General features: G+C 63.9%; 27 protein-coding genes. 12 read left to right on the forward strand and 15 right to left on the reverse strand.

The window, feature by feature from the left end; genetic code table 11:
• Positions 1-25: 25 nt before the first annotated feature.
• On the reverse strand, positions 26-334 hold the full coding sequence (locus tag AC1Z32_RS04560; protein WP_483477506.1) for a DUF4148 domain-containing protein: 309 nt from the start codon (positions 332-334) through the stop codon (positions 26-28).
• Between the two features lie 254 nt (positions 335-588).
• Between AC1Z32_RS04560 and AC1Z32_RS04565 the strand changes: the two genes are divergently transcribed.
• Positions 589-1,518: a LysR substrate-binding domain-containing protein gene (locus AC1Z32_RS04565; protein WP_483477507.1), complete on the forward strand. Its 930-nt coding sequence runs from the start codon at positions 589-591 to the stop codon at positions 1,516-1,518.
• Here the strand turns inward: AC1Z32_RS04565 and nanR are convergent.
• From nanR to AC1Z32_RS04590, 5 genes are read right to left on the reverse strand one after another with little or no spacing between them, the layout of a single operon-like run.
• Entirely contained in the window at positions 1,508-2,215 is a 708-nt protein-coding gene (nanR, locus tag AC1Z32_RS04570) for a transcriptional regulator NanR (RefSeq protein WP_483477508.1), read from the reverse strand. The genes AC1Z32_RS04565 and nanR overlap by 11 nt on opposite strands.
• Before the next feature lie 56 nt (positions 2,216-2,271).
• Positions 2,272-3,648, reverse strand: a complete 1,377-nt coding sequence (oiaK, locus tag AC1Z32_RS04575; protein ID WP_483477509.1) for a 3-oxo-isoapionate kinase OiaK — start codon at positions 3,646-3,648, stop codon at positions 2,272-2,274.
• Positions 3,645-4,895, reverse strand: coding sequence for a ribulose-bisphosphate carboxylase large subunit family protein (locus tag AC1Z32_RS04580; protein ID WP_483477510.1), 1,251 nt, complete (start codon positions 4,893-4,895; stop codon positions 3,645-3,647). Before AC1Z32_RS04580 ends, oiaK begins: the two co-directional genes overlap by 4 nt.
• 40 nt (positions 4,896-4,935) lie before the next feature.
• Complete coding sequence (locus tag AC1Z32_RS04585; RefSeq protein WP_062601935.1) at positions 4,936-5,766, reverse strand: phosphogluconate dehydrogenase C-terminal domain-containing protein; 831 nt, start codon at positions 5,764-5,766, stop codon at positions 4,936-4,938.
• A 28-nt stretch (positions 5,767-5,794) separates the two neighbouring features.
• Positions 5,795-7,141, reverse strand: a complete 1,347-nt coding sequence (locus AC1Z32_RS04590) for an MFS transporter (protein WP_483477511.1) — start codon at positions 7,139-7,141, stop codon at positions 5,795-5,797.
• Between the two features lie 372 nt (positions 7,142-7,513).
• Here AC1Z32_RS04590 and AC1Z32_RS04595 point away from each other — a divergent pair, with 372 nt between their 5' ends.
• Both AC1Z32_RS04595 and AC1Z32_RS04600 read left to right on the forward strand, forming a co-directional pair.
• Complete coding sequence (locus AC1Z32_RS04595; protein ID WP_483477512.1) at positions 7,514-7,792, forward strand: type II toxin-antitoxin system RelE/ParE family toxin; 279 nt, start codon at positions 7,514-7,516, stop codon at positions 7,790-7,792.
• Positions 7,793-7,802: 10 nt separating this feature from the next.
• Positions 7,803-8,099 carry a HigA family addiction module antitoxin gene (locus tag AC1Z32_RS04600; RefSeq protein ID WP_483477513.1) on the forward strand — a complete coding sequence of 99 codons (297 nt, stop codon included), beginning with the start codon at positions 7,803-7,805 and terminating at the stop codon, positions 8,097-8,099.
• A gap of 100 nt (positions 8,100-8,199) precedes the next feature.
• On the opposite strand, the gene AC1Z32_RS04605 is transcribed toward AC1Z32_RS04600, so the two are convergent.
• Together AC1Z32_RS04605 and AC1Z32_RS04610 are read right to left on the reverse strand one after the other, a co-directional pair.
• Positions 8,200-9,477: an MFS transporter gene (locus AC1Z32_RS04605; RefSeq protein ID WP_483478200.1), complete on the reverse strand. Its 1,278-nt coding sequence runs from the start codon at positions 9,475-9,477 to the stop codon at positions 8,200-8,202.
• A gap of 26 nt (positions 9,478-9,503) precedes the next feature.
• Positions 9,504-10,922, reverse strand: a complete 1,419-nt coding sequence (locus AC1Z32_RS04610) for a M20 family metallopeptidase (RefSeq protein WP_483477514.1) — start codon at positions 10,920-10,922, stop codon at positions 9,504-9,506.
• A gap of 118 nt (positions 10,923-11,040) precedes the next feature.
• Between AC1Z32_RS04610 and AC1Z32_RS04615 the strand changes: the two genes are divergently transcribed.
• Complete coding sequence (locus AC1Z32_RS04615; protein WP_483477515.1) at positions 11,041-11,976, forward strand: LysR family transcriptional regulator; 936 nt, start codon at positions 11,041-11,043, stop codon at positions 11,974-11,976.
• A gap of 4 nt (positions 11,977-11,980) precedes the next feature.
• On the opposite strand, the gene AC1Z32_RS04620 is transcribed toward AC1Z32_RS04615, so the two are convergent.
• From AC1Z32_RS04620 to AC1Z32_RS04635, 4 genes are read right to left on the reverse strand one after another with little or no spacing between them, the layout of a single operon-like run.
• Positions 11,981-12,361 (reverse strand): VOC family protein, encoded by a 381-nt coding sequence (locus tag AC1Z32_RS04620; protein WP_483477516.1) that lies wholly within the window; start codon positions 12,359-12,361, stop codon positions 11,981-11,983.
• A gap of 58 nt (positions 12,362-12,419) precedes the next feature.
• Positions 12,420-13,688, reverse strand: a complete 1,269-nt coding sequence (locus AC1Z32_RS04625; RefSeq protein WP_483477517.1) for a DUF3734 domain-containing protein — start codon at positions 13,686-13,688, stop codon at positions 12,420-12,422.
• A gap of 15 nt (positions 13,689-13,703) precedes the next feature.
• Positions 13,704-14,486 (reverse strand): 3-hydroxybutyrate dehydrogenase, encoded by a 783-nt coding sequence (locus AC1Z32_RS04630; RefSeq protein ID WP_062601954.1) that lies wholly within the window; start codon positions 14,484-14,486, stop codon positions 13,704-13,706.
• Positions 14,487-14,525: 39 nt separating this feature from the next.
• Positions 14,526-15,305, reverse strand: a complete 780-nt coding sequence (locus tag AC1Z32_RS04635; protein ID WP_483477518.1) for an acetoacetate decarboxylase — start codon at positions 15,303-15,305, stop codon at positions 14,526-14,528.
• Positions 15,306-15,662: 357 nt separating this feature from the next.
• On the opposite strand from AC1Z32_RS04635, the gene AC1Z32_RS04640 reads away from it, so the two are divergent.
• Positions 15,663-15,845: a hypothetical protein gene (locus tag AC1Z32_RS04640; protein ID WP_483477519.1), complete on the forward strand. Its 183-nt coding sequence runs from the start codon at positions 15,663-15,665 to the stop codon at positions 15,843-15,845.
• Positions 15,846-15,934: 89 nt separating this feature from the next.
• Here AC1Z32_RS04640 and AC1Z32_RS04645 read toward each other — a convergent pair whose 3' ends face one another.
• The 3 genes from AC1Z32_RS04645 to AC1Z32_RS04655 form a co-directional block, all read right to left on the reverse strand.
• On the reverse strand, positions 15,935-18,070 hold the full coding sequence (locus AC1Z32_RS04645) for a hybrid sensor histidine kinase/response regulator (RefSeq protein ID WP_483477520.1): 2,136 nt from the start codon (positions 18,068-18,070) through the stop codon (positions 15,935-15,937).
• A gap of 204 nt (positions 18,071-18,274) precedes the next feature.
• On the reverse strand, positions 18,275-18,832 hold the full coding sequence (locus AC1Z32_RS04650) for a hypothetical protein (RefSeq protein WP_483478201.1): 558 nt from the start codon (positions 18,830-18,832) through the stop codon (positions 18,275-18,277).
• An 83-nt stretch (positions 18,833-18,915) separates the two neighbouring features.
• Positions 18,916-19,143, reverse strand: a complete 228-nt coding sequence (locus AC1Z32_RS04655; RefSeq protein WP_483477521.1) for a hypothetical protein — start codon at positions 19,141-19,143, stop codon at positions 18,916-18,918.
• Between the two features lie 197 nt (positions 19,144-19,340).
• Between AC1Z32_RS04655 and AC1Z32_RS04660 the strand changes: the two genes are divergently transcribed.
• From AC1Z32_RS04660 to AC1Z32_RS04690, 7 genes are all read left to right on the forward strand, one after another.
• Positions 19,341-20,597 carry an MFS transporter gene (locus AC1Z32_RS04660; RefSeq protein WP_483477522.1) on the forward strand — a complete coding sequence of 419 codons (1,257 nt, stop codon included), beginning with the start codon at positions 19,341-19,343 and terminating at the stop codon, positions 20,595-20,597.
• Positions 20,598-20,792: 195 nt separating this feature from the next.
• Positions 20,793-21,518, forward strand: a complete 726-nt coding sequence (locus AC1Z32_RS04665) for an ABC transporter permease (protein WP_483477523.1) — start codon at positions 20,793-20,795, stop codon at positions 21,516-21,518.
• Between the two features lie 3 nt (positions 21,519-21,521).
• A complete protein-coding gene (locus tag AC1Z32_RS04670) occupies positions 21,522-22,640 on the forward strand; it encodes an ABC transporter ATP-binding protein (protein ID WP_483477524.1) in 1,119 nt (372 codons plus the stop codon).
• A complete protein-coding gene (locus AC1Z32_RS04675; protein WP_483477525.1) occupies positions 22,637-23,341 on the forward strand; it encodes an ABC transporter permease in 705 nt (234 codons plus the stop codon). Before AC1Z32_RS04670 ends, AC1Z32_RS04675 begins: the two co-directional genes overlap by 4 nt.
• Before the next feature lie 22 nt (positions 23,342-23,363).
• The gene (locus tag AC1Z32_RS04680) at positions 23,364-24,248 is read left to right on the forward strand and encodes a glycine betaine ABC transporter substrate-binding protein (protein WP_483477526.1); all 885 of its coding nucleotides are present in this window, start codon (positions 23,364-23,366) and stop codon (positions 24,246-24,248) included.
• Positions 24,249-24,280: 32 nt separating this feature from the next.
• A complete protein-coding gene (locus AC1Z32_RS04685; protein WP_483477527.1) occupies positions 24,281-25,126 on the forward strand; it encodes a nitrilase-related carbon-nitrogen hydrolase in 846 nt (281 codons plus the stop codon).
• Positions 25,119-26,291, forward strand: a complete 1,173-nt coding sequence (locus tag AC1Z32_RS04690; RefSeq protein ID WP_483477528.1) for an acyl-CoA dehydrogenase family protein — start codon at positions 25,119-25,121, stop codon at positions 26,289-26,291. Before AC1Z32_RS04685 ends, AC1Z32_RS04690 begins: the two co-directional genes overlap by 8 nt.
• Positions 26,292-26,303: the final 12 nt, after the last annotated feature.

Here is a 26,303-nt window from a genome sequence, read left to right on the forward strand (position 1 = left end):
GCTCCGGGCAAGCAGGTCCGCGCGTTCAGGATTTCGCAAAAATCGGACCGAGGCCGATGACGTCGCTATCCGCCGCGCGCGTGCCGGACGAGGCGCTGCCGCTCACCGAAGCGCCGTACGCGCCGATGCCCTTCGCGGCGTTCAGGCGCGCCTCCGCGGCCTGGATGTTTTGCGGATATTGCGTCTGGTCGCTCGCGGGGTTGTAGCCGGCCTTCTGCAGTTCGACGAGTTGCGCGCGCACGTCGGCACGGGTGAGCGGCTGGTTCGCTTGCGCGAACGAGAGCGCCGGCAGCGCGACAGCAGCAGCAACGATGAGCGATCGAATGACTTTCATGATGTACCTCCAGAGAATGGGATGAGAGGCCGTTTTGACGATCCGCCGTGTGTTGCAAATCGTTCGGGCTTGGAGGTATTAAAACCAGACGACGTATCTCGCGTGTTTCGCGAAAGACGGTTTATGCAACGCCGTGTGTCGCCCGGCGATGCCGATACGTTGCGATACAAACGCCCCGCGGTGCCGCGCGCGCGGACTACAATCGGCGTGGCCGTATCGCGGCGAGAAACGATCGGGACCACAGGGAGAAGACCATGCAGACGCCGCGCCCGTCGCTCAACGCCCTGCGCGCGTTCGAAGCCGTGGCGCGCCTGCGCAGCATGACGCTCGCCGCGCAGGAGTTGTGCGTCACGCATGGCGCGATCAGCCGCCAGGTGAAGGCGCTCGAAGATACGCTCGGCCTTACGCTGCTCGTGCGCTCGGCGCAGTCGTCGGAACCGACGCCCGAAGGCCGGCGCCTCGCCGAAGGACTCACGGCCGCGTTCGGTCTCATCGACGCGAGCATCGAGCAACTGAAGCCCGAGCCGCTCACGCTGTCTTGCTCGGCGACCATCATGATGAACTGGCTCATTCCGCGCATCGCGGGGTTTCATCGGCGCTATCCGCAGACCGAGCTGAAGTTCAACATGAACTACGACCAGATCGACTTCGTGCGCGACAAAATCAGCGTCGCGATACGCGCGAGCACGATCGAGCCGCCTAAGGACGCGATCACGCGCAAGCTGATCGACGAATGGATCGGGCCGGTCTGCTCGCCGCAGTATGCGCAGTCGGCCGGTCTCGCGGCGCCCGCCGATCTCGCGCGCGCGAAGCTGCTGTCCGCGCGCACGCGCCCCGAGGCGTGGCCAGACTGGTTTCGCGCGATGCACATCGCGCCCGTCTCCGGCGCGAGCGCGGATAGCTACGATCACTTCTATCTGCTGATCCAGGCGGCCGTGTGCGGGCTCGGCATCGCGCTCGTGCCGCAGATGCTCGTCATGAACGATCTCGTCTCCGGCAAGCTCGTCGCGCCGTTCGGCTTCGCGCCGGGGCCGCGCGAACTCGTGCTGTGGGTCGCGCCGCATCTGCGCGCGCATGCCGATGTCGCGCAGCTGGAGCGCTGGCTGATCGAAGAGATGAACGAGAGCCTGAAGGAAATGGCCGCGTTCCCGCGCACGCGGGACGGCGCGGCGCTCAGGACGTGATGAGCTTGCCGTAGAGCGCGCTCGCGCGCGAGAGATGCGCGTGCATCGCGTCCGCGGCGGCGTCGCCGTCGCGCGCGGCGATCGCCTCGACAATGCGTTCGTGCTCCGCGAGCGTCAACGCTTCGGCGCCCGGCGCGCGCACCATCGGCCGATAGTACTCGGATGCCCAGTTGAAGATCGATTCCACGATCGACGGATAGATCGGATTGCCCGCGATTTGCGCGATCTCGCGATGAAACGCCATGTCGCAGGCGAGGAACGCGTCGCGGTCGTGCACGGCTTCACGCTGCGCTTCGACGCGCTGCACGAGCCTCGCGATGTCATCCTCCGACGCCTTTTCCGCCGCCATGCGCGCGGTGCCGGTTTCGAGAAAGAGCCGCGCCGCTTTCAGATGCTCCAGCATGTCCGGCTGCGTGCGCAGGAGGTGCATCGTGCCGATCGCGATCTGCGCGATGAGGCTCTGCGCCGTCGGCACGACGACGCGCGCCCGCTCGCCATGCGCGATCTCGACGATGCCGGAGCGCTCCAGGCTCTGCAACGCCTCGCGGATCGCGGGACGGCCCACGCCATACGCTTCCATCAGCTCGCGCTCGGAAGGCAACTGCGCGCCGGGCGCGATCTCGCCCGAGCGGATACGGTCCATCAACCGGTCCAGTACGTCCTGATACAGCTTGCGCCGCTGAATGATGTCAGCCATCGGAATTGCCTGTCTTCGATGATTCTTTGCGCTGACCTTATCACGAAGCGTGCCGCTCACGAAGCGCCGTCGCGCACGTTTCCGAAGAAGGACACGCCGCCGATCTGCCCGCCTTTCAGCACGATTTCCAGCCCGTCGCGCGCGGGATCGCCGGACCATGCGCGGCACAGCGGCGCGCCCGGCGCCATGCCCGCCGCGACGCTCAATGCCGTGATGCCGAGCCGGCTCGCCACTTCGCCCGAGCTGTCGCCGCCCGCGACCACGACACGGCGCAATGGCGTGCGATCGAGCAGAAGGCGCATCACGTCGGCGAGCGTTTCGCCGACGCGGCGCGCGGCTTCGGCGCGATTCAGCGCGGCCTGCGCGGCGATGTCGTCGAAGCCGAGCACGGCGGGATCGTCGGGGCCTTCGGCGCTGAAGACGAGCGGGCTTCTGCCCTCGCTCACGGCGTGCGCCGCGAGGCCGACCACGCGTTCGATCTCGGCTTCGCGCGAGCTGGCATCGAGCGCGCGGCGCAAGTCCAGGCGCTCGACGCAAAAGCCATTGTCGCGCGCCCAGCGGATCTGCCCCGCCGTCACCGGCGAGCAGCTTCCGCTGACGGCGGCGATCACATCGACGGGAGATGCCTGCGGCAAGCCCGGCGTTTCCGGCACGAGCCCGTTGGCGCGCCAGTGCGCCGCGAGCGCGTATTGCAATCCCGATGACGACGCCGTGAACACGCCCTCACCGCGCGCTTCCCAGACGAGTTTTCCCGCCGCGGCGAGCGTTTCCTCGTCGAGGACGTCGATCATGACGATGGGCGTATCGTCATTCTCCAGCGCGTTCAGGCGCTCGCGAACATCGGGCGAACGCAATTGCACGAAGTCGATCAGGCCGATGCGCCGCTCCGTCTGCCGCGCGAGATGCACGCGCAGGTCCGCCTCGTTCATCGGCGTGACGGGATGGCGCGACATCGTCGGATGCCGGTCCAGCCGATAGCCCTCGCCCTCCACCGCCGCGAACAGATTGCCGAACGCCTGATAGCGCTTGAGACGCGGCGCGCCGACGATCATCGGCGACCACGCGCCGCGCATGTGCGTGACACCGATATCGATCGCGCGTCCGATCGAGCCCGTCTGCGGCGATGAATCGAACGTCGAGCAGACCTTGTATTGCAGGATCGGCGCGCCCAGTGCGGCGAGGTTCGCGAAGGCGCGCGGCAACTCGTCGTCCATCCATTGCGGACTGCGCCCGCGCGACGATCCCGCCAGCCCCACGCAGCGCACGTCCGGAAAGCGCGCGAGCAGTTCGGGCGTGGGCGGCTGCAGGCAGAGCAGCGTCGGCACGCCGGCGGCGGTCATCGCTTCCATTGCGTCGGTAGAGCCGGTGAAGTCGTCGCCGTAGTAGGCCAGAAGAAGGCCGTCGGGCCATGCAGCCTTGTTCCCGCCGCTCATTTCCAGAACCCCAGCGCAGCCTTCAATGCGGGATTGCGTTCTGCATGACGCGCGAGCGGCACACCTTCCATAGCCGCGACCCACGCCTCGCGCAACGCCTCGACGCCCGCCGCCACGCCGCCCGGATGACCGAAGATGCCGCCGCCCGCCGTGTGGATCAGATCCGCGCAACCGGTGGCCGCATACGTGTCCGCCGCCTGCAAGCCCGCCTGGCCAGAACTGAAGACGGGCATCGCGGTCATCGGCGCGGCGTCCATTACAGGCGTCAGCACCGCGCGCGCCGCCGCGATCACGCTTTCATCGGATTCGCTGAACTTGTTGCGCAAGCCGTTCACGTGCAGATGGTCCGCGCCCGCGAGACGCCACAGCATTTGCCACGGCGCGTAATCCCAGCCGAGCGCTTCGCTGCGCGTCAGATAACCCCAGCCCGCGCGATGCGCGTGAATCGGCAACTGGCTATGCTTGCGCAGCTCGGTCATGCCGACGAGACCGATAGAATTGAGCACCGCCATCACGCAGGTGCCGCCCTGTTCGAGCACGAGATCGTGGCGGCGCTTCATCTGGTCGAGATCGCCCGTCACGTTGAACGCGACCATCACCTTCTTGCCGGTGCGCTCGGCGTGATCGTTCACGACGCGCATCACCGCGCGCACGCGTTCGTCGAACGGACAATGCGAGCCGTCCGCTTGCAGTTCGTCATCCTTGATGAAGTCGATGCCGCCCGCGACCAGCGCCTTCACCTGTTCCGCCGTTTCCTGCGGCGAAAGCCCGACGCTCGGCTTGATGATCGTGCCGATGAGCGGCCCATGCGTCACGCCCGACAGCTTGCGCGTGCCTTCGATGCCGAACGCGGGCCCCGGATACGCCGCCGCGAACGATGCGGGCAGGCGCAAGCCGGTGAGACGCAAGCCCGACACCTGCCGCAGTTCGAACAGATTGCCCGCGATCGTCGACATCAGATTCGGCAGCGATGGCCCGAAGTTCTCGATCGGCCACGAGAGTTCCAGCAGGCATTGCGTATAACACTTCGATGCGGCGCCGCCCGTCAGACTCGGCGCCTCGCCATGGCCCAGCACTTCGAGCCGCTCGACGCGCGCGCCCGAGCGCGCCTTGAGTTCGGGCGTCTCGCCGGGCAGCGCGATGAAGGTGCCGCTCGACTGCTCGCCCGCGATCGTCTCGGCGGCAGTGCGCGGGTCGACGCCGGTTTCGAGCCAGTAAGTGGCGTGGATGCGTTCGGTCACAGTCATTCCCTCAAAAGTCGATTTCAACGATTCAGCCGCGCGATGCTCACGTGATCCGGCGAATGCTCTCCGCGATTTCCTCGCGATCGAACACGTTCTTCCAGTCGTCGCGCATGAGACGCGGCTTGCCGAACTCGATGGCCTTGTTGCACGCATCGGAGAACGCGCCGGGAATCTCGTTGAAGATCACCGCGCCGAGAATGTTCATGTGGCCGAGCAGGAAGTCGCGCGCCGCCTGTTCGGGCACGCCGCGCTTGATGGTTTCGTCCATCGCTTCGCGCATCACGTAGAGCAGCGTCGCGCAGATCGTCTCTGACAGGCCGGGCTCCAGGATCGCCATCTGATCGACGGTCAGGCGGTACGAACGCAGGATCGGCGCATAGATCACCTTCGCGACGGCCTCGCCGAGATCGAACGCTTCCTCCGGGCCTTGCATCAGCGCGCTGACGATCGACTGCTTCGCATGTGCGCCCCCGAAGTGATCGTGCAGCGACTTTTCGTCGAGGTCGTAGTTGAAGATGACCGGATGGCACGGATGCGCGACGAAGTACGTCAGGTCCTTGCGGTCCGGAAGATGGCCCGCGAAAGGCGCGGCGGCATCGAGCGTCATGACCATCGTGCCGGGTTTGAGCTTCGGCGCGATGTCGTGCGACAGCTTGCCGATCAGCGTATCGGGCACGGCGAGGATGACGACTTGCGCGCCGTCGAGCGCGGCATCGGCGGACACACATTCGATGCCCAGTTCGTCCTTCAGCCGCTTCTGTCCCGCCGCGCCCGGCTCGACGTGCGCGACGCGATAGTCCGACTTCAACAGATTGCTCGAGAGGCGCACGCCCATCTTTCCGCCTGCGCCGAACAGTGCGATCTTTTCCTTCATGTCGATATCTCCGATGTGGGATGAATGTTCAATGTGCGTTCGCGGCGACGGCATCCGGCGTCCGCTCCTGACTCGTGCGTCCGATGGCGAAAGCGAGCGCGGCGGACATCAGCATCATTGCGCCGACGATCAGCATCGGCAGTTGATACGAGCCTGTCATGTCCTTCGCCATGCCGGTGACGTACGGCGCGACGAAGCCCGCGAGATTGCCGACCGTGTTGATGAGCGCGATGCCCGCAGCGGCCGCCGCGCCGGACAGGAAGCGCGCCGGCAGCGCCCAGAAGTTCGGCAGCGCGGAGAAGATCGCGCAGGCCGTCACGGTGATCACGGCGATGGTCGCGGCGGGCGAACCCATCTGCAGCGCGAGCGGCACGCTCACCGCGCCGACCAGCGCCGGCACGCCGATATGCCACGAGCGCACGCCGCGTTTTGTCGCGTCACGGCTCCACAGGAACAGCGCGATGGCGGCGGGCAGATACGGAATCGCGGTGATCAGGCCCTTCTGGAACACGTTGAAGTGCGTGCCGAAGCGCGTCTCGAAGCCGCCGATGATCGTCGGCAGGAAGAATGCGAGCGCATACAGACCGTAGATCAGGCCGAAGTACATCAGCGCGAAGAGCCACACGCGGCCGCTCATCAGCGCGGCGACGGGACTGCCGTGGCCCTTCGCCGCCGATGCGCCCTTGGCGCGGTCTTCTTCGTCGAGACGCGTCGTGAGCCAGTCGCGTTCGGCGGGCGTGAGCCATTTGGCGTCGGCGGGTGTGTCGGTCAGATAGAACCACGCGATCACGCCGACGAGAATCGCCGGAATCGCGACGCCGAAGAACATGATGCGCCAGCCGGCGAGACCGAAGAGACCATGTGCTTCGATCAGCAGCGCAGCGAGCGGCGCGCCGATGACGATCGTGAGCGGCTGCGCGAGATAGAACAACGCGAGGATATGGCTGCGATGCTTCGCGGGCACCCACATGCTGAGAAAGAGAATCGCGCCGGGAAAGAAGCCCGCTTCGGCGACGCCCAGCAAGAAGCGCAGCGTATAGAGCCCGCTCACGCTGCCGACCCACGTGAACAGCAACGCGACGATGCCCCACGTGACCCTGATGCGCGCGAGCCAGCGGCGCGCGCCGAACTTGTGGAGCGCGAGATTGCTGGGAATCTCCAGCACGATATAGCCGATGAAGAACACGCCCGCCGCGAAACCGAACTGCGCGGCGGTGAGACCGAGATCCTTGGTCATCCCGTTCGGGCCGGCGAAGGAGATCGCGGTCCGGTCGAGAAAGTTGATGAAGAACATCAGCGCGACGAACGGCACGAGCCGCCACGACACTTTTCTGATCGCCGATTGCTCGACGGACTGCGTTTCTGCAACGTTCATGTCTCCTCCAGGCGTAGCGCACGGGTGTGGTCAACTGGTGTGATGAGTAGACCACCGAGCGCGGGAGGCGAGACATAGGGGGAAACGCCGAAATCGGTCGATTTTTTCTCACAGGGGTGTGTAAGAAAATCACCGCTCGATGAATCAAATCGCCGTTTCTGCGTGCACAAATCTCACGTCATGGCGCGAAACTCGACGGCACGACCCTGATCTCATCGTGTTGATTTCCGACGCCGCCACCTGTATAGTGTTGCTATACACTATACGCCGGCCGAATGTCCAGCGGACATTTCGAAGGGCTTTCCGGCCGGACGTCGCCAACATCCCTTGGAGTGACCCAAATGGCAAATCTTTTCAGGTATCGGGAGGACCATGATCAAGTCATGGCGACACAAGGGGCTCGAGGAATTCTTTTTCAGCGGAAGTAAGGCCGGCATCAGGCCCGACCACGCGTCGAGACTAAGACGTCAACTGGCTCAACTCGACATCGCGCAGTCGGCACAGGACATGAACCTCCCAGGCTGGAAGCTTCACGGACTCGATGGCTCTCTGGCGGGCCACTACTCCGTGAGCGTGAACGGAAATTGGCGAATGACGTTCAGGTTCGAAGGCGTCGACGTCGTCCTGGTGGACTACCAGGACTATCACTGAGGCTAAGGCAATGACTCAAATGTTCAATCCGCCGCACCCGGGCGAAACCCTTCGGGAGGACGTCCTCCCGGAGCTTGGCTTGACGGTGACCCAAGCAGCCGAGCAGCTCGGCATTACGCGCGTGGCACTATCGCGCGTATTGAACGGGCGCGCCGGAATCTCGCCGGAAATGGCCCTTCGTATCGAAGGCTGGCTCGGCGTGGAGAATGGTGGGCGCGCCGATCTCTGGTTGGCCCAGCAGGCCGCTTACGACCTATGGCAAGCACGATCCAAGGGCGCGCCCAAAGTCGAGCGCGCGCACGTCTGAGATCCTGTCAAAAACATCAAAGGGCGCCGCGGCGCCCTTTGTGTTTCCTGAAGTTCGTCGCGCAGCCCCGAACCGCAAGAAAGTTCCGTCGAAAAGCGCATCACGCCGCAACCCGCATCTCCCTCGTCCCGCCCTTCCCCCGGCTCACCGCCGCCAGCGCCGCGAGGCTTATCACCGCCGTGAACATCATGTAGAAGCTCGGCGCCGCCTTGCTGCCCGTCGCGCTCAGCAGCCAGATGATGATCGCCGGCGTGAAGCCGCCGAACACCGTCACGCCGATGTTGTAGCCGATCGACATACCCGTCGCGCGCGTCGAAACCGGAAAGATCTCCGACATCAACGCAGGCAGCGCGCCGAAGTAGATCGCCTTGAGCAGCGCGAGCCACGCGACGAGCACGAACAACGCCGGCACCGACACATGCGACACGACATACGCGAACGCCGGATACCCCGTCACGAACAGCAGCAACGCGGCCGTCGACATCTGCTTCACGCGGCCGATCTTGTCCGAGAGATGACCCGCGAACGGCGTGACGAGCGTCAGCATCAAGCCGGCGACGGTGCTCGCGGCAAAGCCCGTCGACGCATCGAGATGCAGTTCGCGCATCGCGAACGTCGGCACGTACTGCAGCAGATAGTTCACCGCCGTCGATACCGTCAACGCGCCGATCGATATCAGCAGCAAGGTCTTTTGCCGCGCGAACACATCGCGCACGGGCGTCGCGGTGTGCTGCGCTTCGGTGTAATCGGCCGCGTCTTCGAGATAGCGGCGCAGGAACAATCCCGCCGGCCCGATCAGCAAGCCGAAGAAGAACGGAATGCGCCAGCCCCACGCGGCAAGTTCCGCTGCCGGCATCAGCTTGGCGAGCGCGAAGCCGAAGATCGATGCGAGCAAGGTCGCGAGCCCTTGCGTCGCGAATTGCCAGCTCGCGAGCAGGCCGCGCCGGTTGGGCGCGTGCTCGATCAGCATCGCCGTCGACGGACCGAACTCGCCGCCCGCCGAGAAGCCCTGAATCAGCCGCGCGATGAACACGCCCGCGGGCGCGATCAGCCCGATCGACGCATACGACGGAATCACCGCGATGATCGCCGTGCCGATCATCATCAGGCCGACCGACATCATCAGCGCGGCCTTGCGACCGCGCTTGTCGGCATACGCGCCGAGCACCATGCCGCCGATCGGGCGCACCAGATACGACGCGCCGAACGAGCCGAACGTGAGCAGCATGGAAGCCGTCTCGTTCGCGGCCGGAAAGAAGTTCTTCGCGATGTAGACCGCGAAGAACGCATAGATCGCGATATCGAACCATTCGAGCGCGTTGCCGACCGAAGTCGCGAGCACGATCTGCGTCAGGCTCAGGGGCTTTTTGTTCATGATGTCAGCGTGTCATGGATAGCGTTCGATTAATGCGCGTTGCGCGTGGCGACGATCGCCGCGCCCGTCTCGCCGAGATCCCACCAGAGCCCCGCCATCAGGCAGAGCGATTCGCGCATCACCGGCGCGAGCACGTGCTCGTTCGCCGCGTGCTGGTTGCATGCGGGATACGAATGCGGCACCCACAACGTAGGCAGGCCGAGCGTCTTCGCGAAGACATCGTTGGGGACGGTGCCGCCGAGATTCGGCAGCAGCGCGGGCTTCTTGCCCGTGGTCGCGCGCATCGAATCGAGCGCCCAGTGAACCCAGGGATCATCGAGATCGAGGCGCGTCGCGGGCGAGGCGCGCGTCACTTTCACGCTGACTTCCGTAAAGCCGAGCTCCGCGAAGTGCCGTTCCAGATGCGTCTGCACGTTCTCCCAGTCCGTGCCGACCACGAAGCGCAACTGGCACACGGCCTTCGCGGAAGGCGGAATTGCGTTGACGGGCGCGTCGGCATTGCCGGATTTCATCGCGAGGACTTCGAGCGCGTTCCAGCCAATCACGCGTTCGGTCGGCGTGAGGCCGGGCTCGCCCCAGGTCGGATCGATATCGGGCGAGCTATCGTCGCGGCCCAGTTCGATATCGGCGAGCGCTTCGCGCACGGCATCGGAAATGGGCGGCGGCCGCAATCCGTCGACGGCGATGCGCCCGTGTCGATCGACGAGGCTCGCGAGCGCATGCGACAGCACGACCGCCGGATTGCGCAGCACGCCGCCCCAGTTGCCCGAGTGATGCCCGCCTTCGCGCAGATTCACCGTGAGCTCGAACGGCACGCCGCCGCGCGAGCCGAGAAAGAGCGTCGGGCGCTCCGCCGATACACGCGGGCCATCCGAAGCGATGAACACGTCCGCCGCGAGCGCGTCCTGGTGCGCGGCGCAGACTTCGCTCAAACCCGGCGAGCCGATCTCCTCGCCTGTTTCGAAGATCACCTTGACGTTGTAGCCGAGCTTGCCCTTGCGCGCCTGCAACACGGCCGCGAGCGCGGCGAAGTTGACCGAGTGCTGGCCTTTGTTGTCGGCGGTGCCGCGTCCATACCACCGGTCTTCATCGACGACGATATCCCACGGCTTCAGGCCCGTGCGCCACTGCTCGTCGTAGCCGCGCACGACGTCGCCGTGGCCGTAGGTCAGCACGGTCGGCAGATCGTCCGCTTCGTGGCGCTCGGCGATCAGAAACGGCGGCCCGCCCGCGACGGCATTTTCCACGACGCGCGCCGTGAAGCCGAGGCGCGCGAGCGTGTCGCTGACTTCATCGGTGAGGTAAGCGTCCAGCGCGGGATTCGCGCCGTTCTGGCTCTCGGTGCGAAATGCGACGCGGCGCTGCAGGTCCGCGAAAAACGCGCCCGAATCGAAGGCTTTGCACGCGATGGCGATGGCGGTCTCGCGACTGTTCTGAGGTTCTTTCACGACGTCTCCGGAAGATGGCTCACTGCAATTGCGGCCAGTCTAGAAACGCCAAAAATTCGCGACAATTTCAAAATTTGCGACTAGCATTGCCAAAAAGGCAAGGCTCGAGGAAAGCACCGTGCTGCATGGCATCGCACTCAAATACTTCGTGGAGGTCGCGCGCGCGGGGTCGCTCGCGGCGGCATCGGAACAGCTTCATGTCGCGGTATCGGCGATCAGCCGGCAGATCGCGAAGCTGGAGGAACAGGCGGGAACGCCGCTATTCGAGCGCATGCCGCGCGGCATGATCCTGACCGAAGCGGGCGAACTGCTCGCGCAGCACGCGCGCCGCGCGCTGATGGATGGCGACGCGGTGCTCGACGAGATATCGGAGATGCATGCGCTCGGGCGCGGAATCGTGCGCATTGGCTGCACGGAGGGCTTCACGCGCTGCTTTCTGCCCAGCGTGATGGCGTCGCATTATCGCGAGCATCCGCGCACGCGTTTCGTGATGCGCTCGGGCACGCCCGGGCAGGTGGAACATTGGGTGGCGAGCGGCGAAATCGATGTGGGGCTCGCGTTCTCGACATCGACATCGACGGCGTTGAGTGTCGAATACAGCGTGAAGGCGCCGGTCTGCGCGCTGCTGCCACCGACACATCCACTGGCCGGCAGGACGAGCATCACGCTCGACGACGTGCTTCAGTACCCCACCGCCGTGCTCGATCGCGGGACCACCGTGCGTCAGTTGATCGACTGGTGCTGTTCGGCGCGCGGCGTGCATCTGGAGCCGGTTTTAACGAGCAACAATTCGAGCGCGATGCATCACTTCGCCGCGCTCACCGGCGCGATCACGCTCGGCAGCGCGGTCGCGCTCAAAGGCGACCCCGGGCCGCCGACGCTCGTCGCCACGCCCATCGACGAGCCTTTATTGAACGAACGTCTGCTGCAAGTGACGGTGATGCGCGAGCGGCGTCTGCCGCCCGCGGTCGATCAGTTTCTCAAGACGCTGACCAACGCGTTGCGCGAGAGTCTGGGCGCGCCGGCGATGCGCGCAAAAAGGAAAAAGCGGTAACGGGTTACTGAGTCGCGACCCACCACGTCGTGCCGGCGGCATCGCGGAAGCCGCCGCGGAAATCGTCGTCGGCGCGTTTGCGCGTTGGGGCCTGCACGCTTTGCGCGCCGTGCTGCATCGCGCGGTCGTAGACGGCCTGGGCATCGCGCACATAGACGTGGATGTGCGGCCCCGCCGATTGCTGACCGGTCGCGCCGCCGCCTATCATCACGATACTGTCGTCTATGCGCACTTCGGCATGCATCAGCGAGCCATCGGGACGGTCGAAGCGACGGACCAATACGGCCTCGAAGACGCTTTGCAGAAACGCGATGATGGCTTCGGCGTTCTCGCAAATGAGATAGGGGCTGATGGAGGGATAAGTCGCGGGTTTCCATTCGCTCATGACGTGCCTCGAATCCTCGTGACGAGATCAGCCAGAGTAAATGAATCCCGCGACGGCTTCAAACGCCTTCCACCAAATCCACATCGTCCAGCTTCTTCGACACCGCCCTCGGCATGTCCGCCGTCGCCTTAGGCGCAGGCTCATACCGATGCACATCGTGCGTGACGAACCCGAGATCGTGACTCGGAATCTCGAACCACTCCGGATGTGCGAACGAACGGCGGATATCCTCGAGCCCGCTCGCCCAGTGCTCGTCCATCGTGTCGTTGCTGAACTCGTAGTCCTTGTAGTGCCCTTCGAAGAACTTGTTCTTGTAGATGAGATGCACGACATTCACCGCGCCGCCATCCGCGATCTTCTGCGCCTCGCGCAACAACGGATGCGAGCGGCGCGTCTTCTCGGGAATATGCTCGAGCAGCTCCTTGATGAGCCGCGCATGCTTCTGGTAACTCGACGCGAAATCCGTGATCGCGCGCGTTCTGCTCGAATACTGAATGTCCTTCGTACGCTCGCTCACGTCGAGAAAATCGCCGGGCAGCGTGCCGCGTGCGCTCCACAGATCCACCTGAAACACGAGCGAGTCCTTGTGCTGGCATTCGCTGATGATCTCCGTCAACGGCGTATTCGATACGAGGCCGCCGTCCCAATAGAACTCACCATCGATCTCGACAGCCGGAAAACCTGGCGGCAGCGCGCCCGACGCCATGAAATGCTCGGGCGTGAGCCGCATCTTCGTGTTGTCGAAGTAGACGAGATTGCCCGTGCGCACATTCACCGCGCCCACCGACACGCGCATGCCGCCATCGTTGATGCGATCGAAGTCCGCGAAACGCAAAAGCGTCGCACGCAATGCCGACGTGTCGTAATAGCTCACCTCGCTCGGGCGTTTGCTCTTCGTGCCCGGTGCGAAATTCGGCACCTGCACGCGCGGCGAGAAGAAGCCCTTTTGCCCTTCGGTCAGCGCGCGCGCGGCCGCCCACATGCTCGAGAACTTGCGGCCGAGATTGGCGAAGCCGAAGGTCGCGGGCAGAAACGCGCCCACGTGCCCGATCAGATCGGCGGGCTGGCAGATCGTGTCCCAGAACCCGCGCAGCGCGGCCACGCGGTTCTCGGGCGCATTGCCCGCGATGATCGCGGTATTCAACGCGCCGATCGATATGCCCGACGTCCAGGTCGGATCGATGCCGACCTCGGCAAGCCCTTCGAACACGCCGGCCTGATACGAACCCAGCGCGCCGCCGCCTTGCAGCACGAGGCAAACGTCGTCGTAGTCCGGCAGCGCGACGTGATTCGCCTGCGTGAGTGTGTTGCGTCGACTGCGGCGCATGGATTCTCCTTATCCTTATTGCATGAACCAGCCGTGGCTCACGACGATCGACTGGCCCGTCAGCGCATTCGATTCGAAGCCCGCGAGGAACGCGACCGTATTCGCGACATCGGCGACGGTCGTGAACTCGCCGTCGACCGTTTCCTTCAGCATGACGTTCTTCACGACATCGGCTTCCGAAATGCCGAGCGCCTTCGCCTGCTCGGGAATCTGCTTCTCGACGAGCGGCGTGCGCACGAAACCGGGGCACACCACGTTGGCGCGCACGCCGCGCGGACCACCTTCCTTCGCGACGACGCGCGCAAGACCCAGCAGGCCATGCTTCGCCGTGACATACGCCGACTTAAGCTTCGACGCTTCATGCGAATGCACCGAGCCCATGTAGATGATCGAGCCGCCCTTGCCCGAGGCATACATGTGCTTGATTGCGGCCTTCGTCGTGAGGAACGCGCCGTCGAGATGGATCGCGAGCATCTTCTTCCAGTCGGCGAATGCGTATTCCTCGATCGGCGCGACGATCTGGATGCCCGCGTTGGACACGAGCACGTCGATCCCGCCGAGCTTCGCGACCGCGTCTTCGATGCCCGCGTTCACGGCGTCTTCGCTCGTCACGTCCATCGACACGGCGATCGCCTTTCCGCCCGCGGCGACGATGCTGTCCGCAACCTGCTGCGCATTCGCGAGATTCAGATCGGCGATGACGACCGCCGCGCCGTCGGCCGCGAGCTTGCGCGCCGTCTGTTCACCAATGCCGCTCGCGGCGCCCGTCACGAGCGCGACTTTTCCTTGCAGTGCCATTTGCCTGTTCCTTTGTCGAAGTTATCGAAGTTGTTGAGTTTATTGATTGACGGCGAGCTTGAGGCCGTCGGCGGGGGCGAGATAGTCGTAGGCGACTTCGCCGATATCGAGCGTGAGGTTCGCGATCACATGCCGCGCGCCCACGATCTTGCGCACCGGCAGATCCGCTACTGGCGCGAGCGCGTGCGCGTGCAGTTCCAGCGCAGCCGGGCCTTCCCATGCGCCGAGCACGGACACGTCGCGCAGGAAGAAGCGAACCAGTTCGCACACGCGCGCGGTTCCGTCGACGTGCGGCAAGACTTTCAGCAGATAGTTGGGCGTGTCGGCGAGCTTCTTGCGCTCGGCTTCGAGATCGAGCGGACGATACTTGTAGCCCATCGTGCCCGTCGCGATGCGTTGCGTGCCGTAGTCGAGCGTGCCGAGCAGCGTGTCCTTGCCATCGACGGAAAGGCGCGGCGACGCGAGCTTCTTCGGAAAGCCCCAGATCTCGCGGCCGCCTGCGATCGGGCCTTCGTCGTCGAGATACATCGCGTGCGTGTAGCCGCCCTTGTTGCCGTCCGGGTCGATGACGGAAATCACCTGGCCGCTTTCGGTGTAATCGCCGAAGCCGGATGAATCCGGCATGCGAATGAATTCGTAATGTACGAGACCGCTATCCACCTTCAGCGGCTCCGGGACCACGGCGCGCAACGCGTCGAGGTCGGTTTCATAGGAGATGATGAAGTACTCGCGATTGAGAAAACGGAACGGGGGACGCGGGTAGGCGGGATTGTGCACCGGCATGGCGAAGGCATTCCTGCGGATGTCGTCTTCTTTCATCGGGTCGTCCGTAGTTGAGAACAGGCCCGATAGTAGACGGAATCGATGACACTTGTCGTCGACGTCAGGCAGCATGGGCGCGCCTCGCGCAGCACTGCGAACCGACAAAAATGCCGATGCATCAAGGCCTTATGCACGGCCACTGACGGATTGCATTTTTTTGTGCAATATACTGTTGCTTCAGCGGCCCGCATGCGGAGAAGGGCCGTGAGGCCGTACGGCTTGCAAACACATGAACCCGATCGAGCCGGCGTTCCTCTGGTTGCACCGAAGTATCGCGTCGTGCATGTGTCGCGATGCAAAGCGGCGCCAGCGTCGCTTTGCCTTTTCAGGCCCTCTCCTCCAAGCGAGTCTCCGATGAAAACGTCCTTGAAGAAATTCCTCGTGCTTCTGGTGCTGGCGGCTTTCGCGGCGCCGACGCTGTCGTTCGCGGCGGCCGAGTACCCGGACAACAAGCCGCGTCCCGCTTACAAGAAGAAGCACAAGTCCAAGAAGTCCTCGACGACGACAACCACGCCGCCCGCCACGCAATCGCAGTAAAAACGGCGACACTCACCCGGTCATTCATTCAGGCACGCCCTTCCGCTCAGGACGCGCGTGCTTTTTGATGTGCGCCGCCCGGCGCGCGATCAGACCGCATCCATGCGCTGCGCCGCGAGACTCAGCACGCGCTCGAGCACTTCGATATCGACGGGCTTTACGAGGTGCTCGTCGAAGCCCGCTTGCGCGGTGCGCCTGCGATCCTCCGCTTGCCCCCACCCCGTGACGGCGACGAGCATCACACTGTCATGCCGGCCCGATGCGCGGATCCGGCGCGCGACCGCATAGCCATCCATCTCCGGCATGCCGATGTCGAGCAGCACGAGCGCGGGCGCGACCCGATCCATCGCGTGCAGGGCCTGCGCGCCGCCGTAGAAAACCGAAGCCTCGCAGCCGAGCAGATTCAGCACGGAGCCGAGACTGTCGGCGGCGTCGCGGTTGTCGTCGATGACCATGACCCTCAGGCCGTCGCATGCGCTGACGGCGGCGCGCCTGCCGTCCGGCTTCACGGCTTCGTCGTTCGTCACGAGCGGCAGCGAAACGGCGAACGCGCTACCCGAGCCCACGCCTTCGCTTTCGACGGAAATCGCACCGCCATGCATTTCGACGAGATGCTTCGCGAGCGCGAGCCCGACGCCCAGGCCATCGCCGATGCCGGCCGACTGCCGCAGCCGCCCGAAGAGCGTGAAGAGCCGCGCCTGATCGCCCGCCGAGATGCCGATGCCGTGATCGGTGACGCGCACGACCGCCGTGCCGCCCTCGCTGCCGAGCGAGACCTGAATGAGGCCCGGTGTCGGCGAATACTTCGCGGCGTTGTTGATGAGATTCGAGAACACTTGCGCGAGGCGCACGCCATCGCCATCGACGATCAGGCGCTCCGGCGCGAAACACACTTGCAGCGCATGGCCGCCCGCTTCGACCGCGGGACGGCTCAGTTCGAGCGCGGCCTTCAGCGCATCGGCGAGATCGAGGCGATCGCGCTGAAGCGCGAGCGCGCCGCTCGTCACACGCGCGACTTCCATCAGATCGTCGACGAGTCGCACCATGTGATCGACCTGACGATCGAGCATCGAGAGCACGCTGCCCGCCTGCTCCGCGTTCCTGCTCACGCGCAGAATCTGCAGGCCGTTGCGGATCGGCGCGAGCGGATTGCGCAGCTCGTGCGCGAGCGTCGCGAGAAAGCGGTCCTTCATGCGATCCGCTTCGATGAGCCGCGCCTCGCTCTCGCGCAGCGCGCGCTCGGCATCCTTGCGCGCGGTGACGTCGCTCGCGGCGCCGAACCATTCCGTGAGCTGCCCCGCGCTATCGAAGATCGGCACCGCCCGCGACAGTGTCCAGCCGAACGAGCCATCGGCGCGCAACACGCGATGCTCCAGCTCGAAGAGACCCTGCGATGAAATGGCCGCATCGATCGCGCGCAGCACGGCCGGCTGATCGTCGGGATGAATGTACGTGTTGAGCCATTCCTCGCTGTCGGACAGGGTATCGGCGAGAAAGCCCCGGCCATCGAGGGCGCGCATGCTGGTCCAGTCGGCGTTCATGCGATACACCGAATACGACGCCGACGTCACGAGCGCCCTGAAGCGCGACTCGCTCACGCGCAAGGCTTCTTCCTGCACGGCGCGCTCGACGAGATCGGCGGCCTGACGCGCGATCACGTCGAGCAGACGCAGCTGCGTCACATCGGGCTCGTGCACGGTACGCCAATGTGTAGAGAGCATGCCGAGCAGCACGCCGCTGCGCGAGCGCAAGGGCGTGGTCTGCACTGCGCGGATGCCGGTCTCGCGAAAGATCATGTAGTCGATCGTGCCGCGCACCAGCTCGCTTTCCTCGATGTCGGGAATCACGACACGTTCGCTCTTCGCCCATGCAGCGCCGCAACTGGTCGTCGAATCGGCGTTCACTTCGCGCCAGCGTTCGCGCGCAAGCGGCGTGAAGCCGTGTTGCGCGATCAGTTGCAGCACTTCGCTGCCGTCCTCGCGCTGGCTCAGCAATTGAAGACTGCCGAAGTCGGAGCGAAGCAGTTCCTTCGCGGCATCCACGGTGCGCTGATATAAGCCGGCGGCGTCCTGATTCACGAGCAGATGAAGACACAGCTCGTGCAAAACGCGGCTTTCGCTCAGGTCCGCTTGCAGGAGATCGATGACGTCCTGCTGCGATTCAGTCTGCGCTGCGCGCCGCGAGGACGCGAACAGCACAGATGAATCATTGGCGAGCGGCTTCATGGCTGATTCGGGGACGAAAGCTATTAGAAGGCTGGCATTCTATAGCGAATATCGTTGCCGAAAATTGCTTCATGCGGCGACAGCGTGCTTCCCTTCCAGGGATCGGCAAAATAGACCGGATCACGGTTTGTCGTTTAAGTGGAAACCCTGCACGCGCGCATGGCGAAAGCAGTATTTGCCGGCGATGAATCAAGCACGAAGCAATTATTGCGCGCCTGACAGCAGACGCGCGCGCATCGCATCTAGACGCGCGGCGTCGATGTGTCCGCGCATCGCCATTGCTTCCAGTGCCGCAAGCGCCGATGCCGGACCGCATATCGATGCGGCTTTCGCATCAGCATCGAGTTCGAAGGCGGCTGCGCGCTTCGCGCCTTGTGCTCGCCACATCTTCGAGCAAGCAATGAACGCGAACACGAAGCCGAGGCCGGGCACGCACACGCGCCACAGGTCTTCATCGGGCGAAGTCGCGAACATGAAGCATGGGATGGTTAGCAGCGCCGCGACGCAGAGACCCGTCCACGCGAAGTCGAGCAGCATCGCTTTGCGTTGCGTCGCATGACCGACTTCATGCGCGACGACGATGCGCAGCAACGGTTCAGGCAATACAAGCGTCGCGCGATCGATCTCGATGCGGTTGAACAGGGCTTCGTAGCAAGGCCCACGGGATGTGTTGACGAAGCGCACGCGTGGCGGCGCAACGTGCAGCAGCGTCGCGTCCTGGGCCACGAGGGAGAGAATGTGTTGTTGCGCGCGGAGTTGCATCACATCGGACGGGCGAATCGTTGATGCCGTTCGATCATTTTGATCGAAATGCGCGCGCGTGTCTTTCGCGTCAATGCCGCCGGCTAACGCAGCACAGGCATCCGAATGGCCCGATGATTCCGCGGCTCGAACACAACTGTCTGCTCGATGCGCGCGGCAACCAGTTTCCATCCAGTGAGTTCCTCTTCGAGCACGGCAAGCGTCAGAAGCATGCGTTCGCGGTCGTGCTTCGTGGGCGCGCGCGTCGCGCTTTCGCGCAGGGACGCGAGCGCGACCTCACGCTCCGCGATCTGCCGCGCGACTCTATTCATCAGAAGGTTGAGCGATTCGTCCATTTTCAAATGACAGGATGAGGTCGCCGACCTCTGCGCAAGACCCGCGCCCGGGCCGGCGGACCATATAACGCCGCATGCGTGCAAGCCGATGTCGCCCCCGTGCTACAAGCCTCCGCTTGCCCGTCCGTATAGTGAGCCGTCGATCCGGCGCGCAAACTTTCGAGGCGGACAGCGTGAGCACTGAAGAACTGGGCAGCATGAGTCCGGCCAACGAGCGCGAGAAGCGCGACGACGCCGGGCTTCCCTTCGGCAGCATCGTTTCGTCCATCGCCAGTCTGCTGCTCGGCTTCGCGCTGCTCGTCATGGGCAACGGCTTGCTCGGCACGCTCGTCGCGTTGCGCATGGTGCATGCGAATTTCCCCTCGTCGACGATCGGCTTCGTCCAGGCCGCCTATTACGCCGGCTTCATGCTCGGCGCGTGGCACGGCTCGGCGTTGATCGCGCGCGTCGGGCATCATCGCGCGTTCGCGGCCTTCGCGGCCCTCGCCGCTTGCAGCGCACTCGGCTATGCCGTGAGCGCGCAGCCGCTCGTCTGGATGACGCTGCGCTTCATGACGGGCGTATCGCTCGTCGGCATCTTCGCCGTGATGGAGAGCTGGCTCAACGGTGTCGCGCCGAATGCCTTTCGCGGGCGCATCTTCTCGATGTATCTCATCACCACGTATCTCTGCGTGGGCGCGGGCCAGTTTCTCATCGGCATTGCGAGTCCGAATGGCTTCGAGTTGTTCAGTCTCGTGGCCGGGCTCTTCGCGTTGTCGCTCGTGCCCGCAAGTCTCGCGCGCGTATCCGTTGCTGCCGACGAGCGCAGCACGCCCGCCGGTCCGCTCGAATCGCCGCCGAAAACGAAGCTCAACGCATTGCCGACGCTCTGGCGCGACGCGCCGCTCGCGTTATGGGGATGCTTCGCCTCGGGCCTGCTCAACAGCACGTTCTATGCGCTCTATCCGGTGTACATGCGCGGCGCGGGCTATAGCGTAGAAGAGGTATCGCGCTTCATGGGCGTGGCGTTGATCGCAGCCCTTCTGCCGCAATGGCCGGTCGCGCAACTGTCCGACAGGCTCGACCGCAAGCGCGTGATCTGCGCGATCGCATCGACGCTGATGCTCGCGAGCGCGGCGCTCTTCGTCTTTCACGGCGCAGCGCTCGTTCAGCCTGTCGCGTATCTGCATGTGAGCCTCATCTTCACGATCTACGGTGTATCGGTCGCGCACGCGAACGACTGGATCGCTTCACATCAGCGCGTAGCCGCCAGCGCCGGGCTGTTGTTGACATTCGCGCTCGGCGGCAGCATCGGCCCGATCGCCGCTTCCTTCGTGATGAGTTGCGTGGGCCCCGCCGGCATCTATCTCTTCTCGATGATCGTCACCGCCGCGCTCGTCGCCTTCGCATGGCGCAGCCTTCGCGCACGCCGCAGCGCAGCATTGCAATGACCAGAGCGTACAGTCGAACTACTTTCATAGCTCACTGATTTAAAAAGAAAAAACATGATCACGCGTACGCCATGCCGCTTTTGTGACAAACAATGTCGGGTCGATGTTAGCCCTTTGTCCCCGCTCCGCTCTATCGTTTAGGCCATGGCAGCACAAACATAAACATGGCTCTCAACGAAGAGCTCAGGAGACATAGTGGAAACCCTTGCCTTTATCTGGGACAACCTGGCGAGCATCGCCAGGATGACCGGCGAGCACATCGAGATCGTCGGAGTAGGCGTCGGACTCGCGATCTTCACCGGCGTGCCGCTCGGCATCGCCATCACGATCAACGAACGCCTCGCGAAGATAGTGTTGTACGTAGCCGCGATCATCATGACGATTCCCTCGGTCGCGCTCTTCGGCCTCATGATCCCCATCCTCTCCGTGATCGGCCAGGGCATCGGCTTTTTGCCGACGGTCATCGCCCTCTTCCTCTATTCGCAGTTGCCGATCGTGCGCAATACCTACACCGCGATCACCAACATCGATCCGGCCTTGCGCGAAGCCGCGCGCGGCATGGGCATGACGACCGGCGAGCGTTTGCGCAAGGTCGAGATTCCCATCGCGCTGCCGATCATCATGGCCGGCGTGCGCATGGCGGTGGTGATCAACGTGGGCATCGCGGCGATCGCGGCGTATATCGGCGCGGGCGGTCTCGGCAAGCTCATCAGCCGCGGCATTTCGCAATCGGATCCGCGTCAGCTGATCGCGGGCGCGATCCTCGTGAGCGTGCTCGCCATCGCCGCCGATATCGGTCTCTCGTGGGTGCAGCGCTGGCTCACGCCGAAAGGACTTCGCGCGCCTTCGCGCACCGCCAGCCTCGCGCTGCGCCTCTCCGCCATGACGGGCTTTCGCAAACAAACCGGACACGCGCAATAAATCATGATCAAGCTCTCCAACCTTACCAAGCGATATGACGGCGCGGCGAGCGCGGTCGTCGACGGCATCAACATGGAAGTCGGCGCGGGCGAAATCTGCGTGCTGCTCGGGCCATCGGGATGCGGCAAGACCACGACGCTCAAGATGATCAACCGTCTCGTGCGTCCTACGTCCGGCAAGATCTATCTCGAAGGACGCGATACCGACGAATTCGAAGTGGTCGAGTTGCGCCGCCGTATCGGTTATGTGATCCAGCAGATCGGGCTCTTTCCGAACATGACGGTCGAAGAGAACATCTGCGTGGTGCCCACGCTGCTCGGCTGGGACAAGACGAAGGCGCGCCGCCGCGCGGCGGAGTTGCTCGAGATCGTCGCGCTCGATCCGGCCACGTATCTGACGCGCTACCCGAAGGATCTGTCGGGCGGGCAGGCGCAACGCGTGGGCGTGGCGCGCGCGCTCGCCACCGATCCGCCGGTCATGCTGATGGACGAGCCCTTCGGCGCAATCGATCCGATCAACCGCGAGCTGATCCAGGATGAATTCCTGCGCATCCAGAAGCAGGTGAAGAAAACGATCATGTTCGTGAGCCACGATATCGACGAAGCCGTGAAAATGGCCGACAAGATCGCGATCTTCCGCAACGGTCATCTCGAACAGTTCGATTCACCCGACAACATTCTCGCGCGGCCCGCGACGCCGTTCATCGCGGGCTTCGTCGGCACGGACCGCGCGCTGAAGCGTCTGCGCCTGCTGCGCGCGCACGATGCGCTCTCGGCCTGCGATTGCCTCGTGCGCGTCGGCGAAGACAGCACGCGCGCCAAGGCGATGATGGAGAAGCACGGCGTCGAACAGATCGTGCTCGTCGATGCAGCGGACAAGCCGCACGGCTATCTCACGATCGACCGTCTGCTCAAGGTCGAAGGCCCGATCACCGCGGCGCATGCGATTCCCGTTCAAGCTACCGCGAGTCAGAAGGACGATCTGCGCACCGTCGTTTCAACGATGTTCGCAAGCGGCGCATCGTGGATGCCCACCGTCGATGACGATGGCCGCTTCGTCGGCTATGTGAGCCAGGAGCGCATCGTCGACATGTTGAAGCTTCCCGCAGGAGAGCACGCATGAAACGCGTCTTGTCAGTCGCGCTGCTTGCCGCATCGAGCACGCAGGCGCATGCGGATAGCTGGTGGGAAAGCATCAGCCAGTATCGCAGCGACATCGTTTATCAGGGCTTGCACATGATGATGATGGTTGCGGTGGCGGGCGTGCTCGCGATCATCGTCGCGATTCCGGCAGGCGTCTATCTGAGCCGTCCTTCGCAGAAGCGCGGCGCGGCCATCGTCATGCAGTCGCTCAATGCCGGGCAAGCCGTGCCGAAACTCGCGCTGCTCGCGCTCGCGATGAGCGTCATGGGAATCGGCGCGGTGCCCGCGATCTTCGGCCTGTGGGTCGCGACGCTTCTGCCGATCGCACTGAACACGTACGAGGGCTTGCGCGCGGTGCCGCCCGCGCTCATCGAAGCCGCGACCGGCATGGGCATGACGCCGTGGCAAATCCTCTGGCGCGTCGAGCTTCCCAATGCGCTCTACGTGATCTTCGCGGGCATTCGCACGGCATTGGCGATCACGGTCGGCACGGCGCCGCTCGCGTTTCTGATCGGCGGCGGCGGCCTAGGCGAGCTGATCTTCACGGGCATCGACCTGAACGACTTCGGCATGCTGCTCGCGGGCGCCGTTCCCACCGCGCTGCTCGCGATTTTCACCGACGCGTTCATCGGTCAAATGCAGCGCATGCTCGTTTCACGCGGCGTGAATCCACAGGCCTGATTTTTCAATCATGAGAGAGACCATGAAAAAGTTATTCGCGGTATGGTTCGGCATCCTTATTTCGATGTTCGCAAGCGTTTCCGCAAGCGCTGCATCGGTTGTGGTCGGCGGCAAGAACTTCACCGAACAGCAGTTGATGGCCGAGATGACCGCGCGCTATCTGGAAGCCAAAGGCTTCACAGTGACGAAGAAAGACGGCATGGGCAGCGCCGTGTTGCGTCAGGCTCAGGAAAACGGTCAGGTCGATGTGTACTGGGAGTACACCGGCACGTCGCTCATCACCTACAACAAGATCAATGACCGTCTTTCGGCCGAGGATACCTACAAGAAGGTCAAGGAGCTCGATGCAGCGAAGGGCCTCGTATGGCTGAATCCTTCGAAGGCGAACAACACCTATGCGTTCGCGATGAATCAGGACGAAGCGAAGAAACTCGGCATCGTCACGATGAGCGATCTCGCGAAAGCGATGAAGGGCGGCAAGACGCTCACCTTCGCGTGCAACTCCGAATTCTATGCGCGCCCTGACGGTTTGCGTCCGCTGCAGAAGCAATACGGCTTCGAGTTCAGCCAGGGCGATGTCAAGCGCATGGACACGGGCCTCACGTATCAGGCGCTGAAGGATCATCAGGTCGACGTGGCGTTGGTCTTCGCCACCGATGGCCGCGTGCCCGCGTTCAACTTCGTCTTGCTGAAGGACGACAAGGGCTACTTCCCTTCCTACGCGTTGACACCCGTGATCCGCAAGGCGACGCTCGATGCGAACCCGACGCTCGGGCCGCTGCTCAACGCGCTGTCCGCGAAGCTCGACGCGCCCACCATGGCGCGCCTCAACGCGAGCGTCGACGTGCAGAAGAAGTCGTTCTCCGATGTCGCGAATCAGTTCCTCAAAGAGTCCGGGCTGATCTGATTCACGCCTGCGCAAAACAAAGGACCGAACTCATGACCACGATCAAAGTGGCCGCCGCGCAAACCGACACGGCGTACGGCGACGTGCAGGCGAATCTCGCGCGGCATCTCCATCACATCGCAGATGCAAGGCAGCGCGGCGTGCGTCTGCTCGTCTTTCCGGAACTGTCGCTGCATGGTCATAGCGGCGGCAAGGACGCGCTGCGCCTCGCCATGACCCGCGACGATCCCGTGATCAGGCAACTCGCCGAAGCGAGCGCGGGCATGCATGTCGTGTTCGGCTTCATCGAGGAAGCGCCGGGCGGACAGTTCCACAACAGCCAGGCGACCGTCGCGAATGGCACGCTGGTTCATGTCCATCGCAAGACGATGCTGGCCACATACGGCAAGCTGCGCGACGGTCTCTACTTCGCGGCAGGCCCGAAGCCGGAAAGCTATGCAATCGACGATGAATGGCGCATCGCGACGCCCATCTGCAACGACCTGTGGAATCCGGCGGTCGTGCACGGGCTCATGTGCGACGGCGTCACGCTCCTCGCCGCGCCGATCAGCTCGGCGCGCGAGGCGGTGGGCGAAGGCTTCGATAACCCGTCGGGCTGGGACATCAACCTGCGCTTCTATGCGCTCACTTACGGCGTGCCTATCGTGATGGCGAATCGCGTCGGCACCGAGGGCATGATGACCTTCTGGGGCGGCTCGCGCATTCTCGATCCCTTCGGCAAAACCATCGCGCAGGCGGAATGCGAAGAGGAATGTCTCGTCGTCGGCGAGCTCGACTACGAAGCAATCCGCCGCGCGCGCTTTCTTCTGCCGACGGTGCGCGATGCGCGCATCCATGCGCAGCGAATCCAGTCAAACACACAAAACGACCATGCGTGATTTTCTCTTGAACGATGCGGACCGGGCCTTCCGCGCCGAAGTCCGCGACTTCCTGCATCGCGAGCTTTTGCCGCGTGCCGGCGATATCGAAGACCGTCAGGATTGGGATGCGGTCAAACATGTCGTGCGCGCGCTAGGCGCGGCAGGCTATCTGAAGCTGATGTTCCCGGACCTCTATCGAGGCAAGCTGGAGCATCCCGGTCTCACGCACGCAACCATTCTTTCCGAGGAAGCGTCGTACATCAACTACGCCTTCGAGACGACGATCGCGACGGCCCTGTCATGCGCGTATCCGCTGCATCGTCATGCAGGCGAGCGTCTGCGGGATACCTATCTCACGCCGATTCTGGAAGGCACCGCGATCGGCGCGATCTGCGTGACCGAACCGAATGTCGGCAGCGATTCGGCGGGCATGGAGACGCGCATCGACTTCGACGAGACCCGTAACGAGTGGGTCATCAACGGGTTCAAGCGCTATATCTCCAATGCTTCCGTCGCGGACGTTTATATCGTGTATGGACTGACCGGTGACGGCATGACCGCGGTCGCGGTGCCGAAGCATGCGCGCGGCATGAGCTTCCCTCGCAACTATACGTTCATGGGACGTCGCGGCTGCATCGTCGGCGAAGTCCGGTTCGACGATTGCCGCGTGAGCGCCGATCATCTTCTCGGCGAAAAAGGCGGCGGCTTTCGCATCATGCGCGGCATGTTCAACTTCGAGCGCGCGATTCTCGGCGGCTCGGGCCTCGGCGTCGCGCGCAGCGCCTTCGATATCGCCACGGCGCACGCGCAAACGCGCAAATCCTTCGGTCAGCCGCTCGGCTGCAAGCAGCTCATCTGGGACAAGATCGCGCAGATGAGCTGGCGCATCGATGCATCGGAGCTCATCACCTATCGCGCGACGAAGATGTATGACGCAGGCGCCGACGGCAAGGCGCTGATGAAGGAAGCCGCGATGGCCAAGCTCGTCGCGACCGAAACCGCGAACTATTGCGCGAACGAAACCGTGCAGATTCTCGGCGGCGACGGCATCACCAAGGAATATGGCCGCGCCGAGCAGCTCTATCGCGATGCGCGGGCGCTCACCATCGTCGGCGGCACGTCAGAGGTCGCCAAGTATCTGATCGCGGGCCGCGATCTTCCCGACATCCGGATCACCCTCTAGAGAGCAACATCA

It is taken from the genome of Caballeronia sp. 11_S32, from assembly GCF_056930355.1.

Coding starts and splice junctions, on each gene's coding strand:
- AC1Z32_RS04625 (WP_483477517.1), bottom strand. CDS start 13,688: ATGCGCCGCAGTCGACGCAACACACTCACGCAGGCGAATCACGTCGCG.
- AC1Z32_RS04595 (WP_483477512.1), top strand. CDS start 7,514: ATGATCAAGTCATGGCGACACAAGGGGCTCGAGGAATTCTTTTTCAGC.
- AC1Z32_RS04650 (WP_483478201.1), bottom strand. CDS start 18,832: ATGCAACTCCGCGCGCAACAACACATTCTCTCCCTCGTGGCCCAGGAC.
- AC1Z32_RS04580 (WP_483477510.1), bottom strand. CDS start 4,895: ATGACTGTGACCGAACGCATCCACGCCACTTACTGGCTCGAAACCGGC.
- AC1Z32_RS04635 (WP_483477518.1), bottom strand. CDS start 15,305: ATGAAAGAAGACGACATCCGCAGGAATGCCTTCGCCATGCCGGTGCAC.
- oiaK (WP_483477509.1), bottom strand. CDS start 3,648: ATGAGCGGCGGGAACAAGGCTGCATGGCCCGACGGCCTTCTTCTGGCC.
- AC1Z32_RS04585 (WP_062601935.1), bottom strand. CDS start 5,766: ATGAAGGAAAAGATCGCACTGTTCGGCGCAGGCGGAAAGATGGGCGTG.
- AC1Z32_RS04620 (WP_483477516.1), bottom strand. CDS start 12,361: ATGAGCGAATGGAAACCCGCGACTTATCCCTCCATCAGCCCCTATCTC.
- AC1Z32_RS04640 (WP_483477519.1), top strand. CDS start 15,663: ATGAAAACGTCCTTGAAGAAATTCCTCGTGCTTCTGGTGCTGGCGGCT.
- AC1Z32_RS04675 (WP_483477525.1), top strand. CDS start 22,637: ATGAAACGCGTCTTGTCAGTCGCGCTGCTTGCCGCATCGAGCACGCAG.
- AC1Z32_RS04600 (WP_483477513.1), top strand. CDS start 7,803: ATGACTCAAATGTTCAATCCGCCGCACCCGGGCGAAACCCTTCGGGAG.
- AC1Z32_RS04645 (WP_483477520.1), bottom strand. CDS start 18,070: ATGAAGCCGCTCGCCAATGATTCATCTGTGCTGTTCGCGTCCTCGCGG.
- nanR (WP_483477508.1), bottom strand. CDS start 2,215: ATGGCTGACATCATTCAGCGGCGCAAGCTGTATCAGGACGTACTGGAC.
- AC1Z32_RS04590 (WP_483477511.1), bottom strand. CDS start 7,141: ATGAACGTTGCAGAAACGCAGTCCGTCGAGCAATCGGCGATCAGAAAA.
- AC1Z32_RS04630 (WP_062601954.1), bottom strand. CDS start 14,486: ATGGCACTGCAAGGAAAAGTCGCGCTCGTGACGGGCGCCGCGAGCGGC.
- AC1Z32_RS04655 (WP_483477521.1), bottom strand. CDS start 19,143: ATGAATAGAGTCGCGCGGCAGATCGCGGAGCGTGAGGTCGCGCTCGCG.
- AC1Z32_RS04670 (WP_483477524.1), top strand. CDS start 21,522: ATGATCAAGCTCTCCAACCTTACCAAGCGATATGACGGCGCGGCGAGC.
- AC1Z32_RS04680 (WP_483477526.1), top strand. CDS start 23,364: ATGAAAAAGTTATTCGCGGTATGGTTCGGCATCCTTATTTCGATGTTC.
- AC1Z32_RS04565 (WP_483477507.1), top strand. CDS start 589: ATGCAGACGCCGCGCCCGTCGCTCAACGCCCTGCGCGCGTTCGAAGCC.
- AC1Z32_RS04560 (WP_483477506.1), bottom strand. CDS start 334: ATGAAAGTCATTCGATCGCTCATCGTTGCTGCTGCTGTCGCGCTGCCG.
- AC1Z32_RS04690 (WP_483477528.1), top strand. CDS start 25,119: ATGCGTGATTTTCTCTTGAACGATGCGGACCGGGCCTTCCGCGCCGAA.
- AC1Z32_RS04685 (WP_483477527.1), top strand. CDS start 24,281: ATGACCACGATCAAAGTGGCCGCCGCGCAAACCGACACGGCGTACGGC.